This is a genomic window from Pseudaeromonas pectinilytica (assembly GCF_054780855.1).
Genome location: NZ_BAAGVN010000111.1, coordinates 1 through 2744 on the forward strand (window position 1 = coordinate 1; position 2744 = coordinate 2744).

Annotated in this window: 4 protein-coding genes; all 4 read left to right on the forward strand. The window is 49.6% G+C overall.

Going from position 1 to position 2744, the window contains the following annotated elements:
• The first annotated feature begins 261 nt into the window (after nt 1–261).
• On the forward strand, nt 262–519 hold the full coding sequence (locus tag ACYVG7_RS08300) for a helix-turn-helix domain-containing protein (protein ID WP_460882694.1): 258 nt from the start codon (nt 262–264) through the stop codon (nt 517–519).
• 580 nt (nt 520–1099) lie between these two features.
• Entirely contained in the window at nt 1100–1519 is a 420-nt protein-coding gene (locus tag ACYVG7_RS08305) for an Arm DNA-binding domain-containing protein (protein ID WP_460882697.1), read from the forward strand.
• A gap of 41 nt (nt 1520–1560) precedes the next feature.
• The gene (locus tag ACYVG7_RS08310) at nt 1561–2319 is read left to right on the forward strand and encodes a tyrosine-type recombinase/integrase (RefSeq protein WP_460882695.1); all 759 of its coding nucleotides are present in this window, start codon (nt 1561–1563) and stop codon (nt 2317–2319) included.
• Between the two features lie 30 nt (nt 2320–2349).
• Nucleotides 2350–2744: Fic/DOC family protein (locus ACYVG7_RS08315; protein ID WP_460882696.1), on the forward strand; the 395-nt coding region annotated here is incomplete at its 3' end.

The window sequence follows — 2744 nt, forward strand, 5'->3', positions numbered from 1 at the left end:
CTTCCTGGATCATGCCGCCCCGTTCCCCGGTAATGGACATGGGCTTATGCAACTGGAGCGAAATTAGGATCAGCTATTTAGAGCGACAGGATCGCTGATATTGGGATTGTAAAAAGTAGCTGAAGTTGAACATGCGGCTAAAAAAAATGATGAAACAACAGGCAAGAATATCTTCATGGGTCCATCCGGTTGAGGTGAGATTCAAAAGCAGTAGATTCATGCTCTGTAGATGCTAGCACGGTGTCAGGCGAGGATCTATGTATGAAAAAGATCCCAACTGACCAATCAGCTAGACAGCGCATATCCTATAATCTCAAGCGGTTAAGAAAAACGCAGGAGTTGAGCCAGGAGAAAGCAGCAGAGCTTGCCGATTTTCATCGAACATACGTCTCACAATTAGAGCGTTGCGTAACCAACATCAGCATTGATGGATTGGAGCGACTGGCTCATGCGTTGGGTGTCGATGTCCTTGAGCTGTTGAAGCCTGTAGAGGCTGATTCCGAATCCCCCCCCCTTTAGAATGTGATTGGCTGACCAATATATACGCGCGTGATATGGGCTCTCCTAAGTGACGTATTGCGTATTCATTGAAAAATATTCGTTAAGGGCTTAAGGCTCTGTGCTGTGTTATATGGGTTATGCGATCCCTCAAAAAGACTTTGGTTAATGGGGGTTAGCGCAAACTTGTTCTGTAGTAGCAAATAATCTCTGCTGACAATCTTCCCAGCCTGCTCGCTAAGCAACTAGCAAAAGAGGGGTACCAGGAGGGGTATGGAGCTAAAAAACACAAAGGGTTAGCCTCGTGAAGAAGCTAACCCTTTGTTTTAACTGGTGCCGGTAATAGGAGTCGAACCTACGACCTTCGCATTACGAAGCCCTGTTTTTGCAATCCAATGCAGTCCAATCTCGTCCGATTTTCTGCATATAAGATGTTGATGTTTATATTGTTTATCGATCAAGCTCATCCAATGTTGTCCGATGCGATTTGCCCCTATACAATGCTTTTTAAGTACGCGAGCAAGTACGCGAGAATAGCATGATCAAGACAGATAGAGAGTGTAGCGCCTTGGTGCCCCCAGAAGGAAAGCTCCGGGTTGTGATGGCTGTTTCCAGTGGAGGCAATAAGGGACTTTGTTTGGAGGCTAGAGCTGGGGCCGCGTCCAAAAGCTGGTTGTATCGCTACTACATTGCGCAGAAACAGCACAAGATGACTCTCGGTAGTTATCCATCAATGGGGTTGGCGCAAGCCAGAGAAGCCCATTCTCAAGCTGCACTTCTGGTTAAACAGGGTATTGACCCTCGCCAGGTGGTGGCTGATACCAAGAAAAAGAATGAGCAAATGCTGATCCTGGATGAGCTGTTCGAGCAATGGCTAACCCATAAATCCACGGTTAAACGCCGTAATGGCGTACAAACCGAGATCNGGTCTGCGATATCTCCATGGCGGTCTTGCATCGCCATTACCAAAAACTGCAAAGAATCAGTTTGGAAGGGTTGCGTAAAGCGATGGGGATCATGAACCAGGTGATGGAGGAGGCCATCCGACGCCAGTTGGTGGAGATGAGCCCAACTCTGGCCCTCAAGCCCAAGATTTATAATGCAACTCCTAACCCGCCGAGAGAGCGATGGCTGCCGATTGGTGAGCTACAAGCCTTGTGGTCAGCTCTGGAGGAGGGTGTTACAGGAGGCGGTGCTTTGGCGGCTGGGGGGCGCGGTGTTGCCGCCAGTACCGTTCTTTCTGGTAGTGTTGCCAATGCCATCAAGATGATTATCCTGACCGCCGTTCGACGAGGTGAAGTGATATCGATGCAGTGGGCACATCTGGATGGTGATCGCTGGACTATCCCCGAGACCAAGAGTGGACGTCCTCATGTGGTGACGTTGTCTCCCTTGGCCCAAGCCATTATTGAGGAGCAGAGGATGATCTGTTCATCAATCAGCCCCTACGTATTTGAATCGAGCACGAGGCTTGGTCATTCCATCACCGGGGATGCGTTAATGCGAGCGCTTGATCGGCTACAAAAGCGAAAAATGGCTGAATTTGAATCCTTCAGTGTGCATGACCTTCGTCGCAGCGTTGCTAACTGTTGTGGTATTGAGCTAGGTGCTGGCCCGCTCGAAATTGAGCATATGCTGAATCACCAGATCGGCGATAAGTTGCTGAGGACCTACCAAGCTGGGGCTCTGCGTAATCCTGAAAAGTTACGAGCTCTGTTTTTACGTTGGGGAGAGTTTGTGGCGCAAAATATTGCGGCTAATCCCAATGCGGTTGCTCAACATCCGTCAAATGTTGTGACAGTCCAGTTCGGGAAGCGATAGCCACCCGTATAGGTTCGAGGGGAAGTCATAGTGAACAAGTATTGGGTAGGCGGTGAGCAGACAGAGTACCAGCCCGGTTCGGATGAGCTGCTTCTATCAAAGCTGTATGACGAAGTCCTGACCAGTCGTTTACCGATGGGGGCAATTCTTAGTTCAACGCTAATGTCGTGGCATAGACGCTGGCTGGGAAGGGTTTATAAGTGGGCAGGGGAACTTCAGACCGTCAATATGAACAAAGGAGGGTTTAACTTTGCCGCGGCACCACGAATCCCCAAGCTGCTTAGCGAACTGGATGCTAACCAGATGTCACGATTGACACCTTGCTTTGGCATGAGTCGCGCTGAGCTCATTGCTGCGATTGCCGAGGTGCATGTTGAATTGATCCTGATCCACCCCTTTCGGGAAGGGAATGGCCGCCTAGCTCG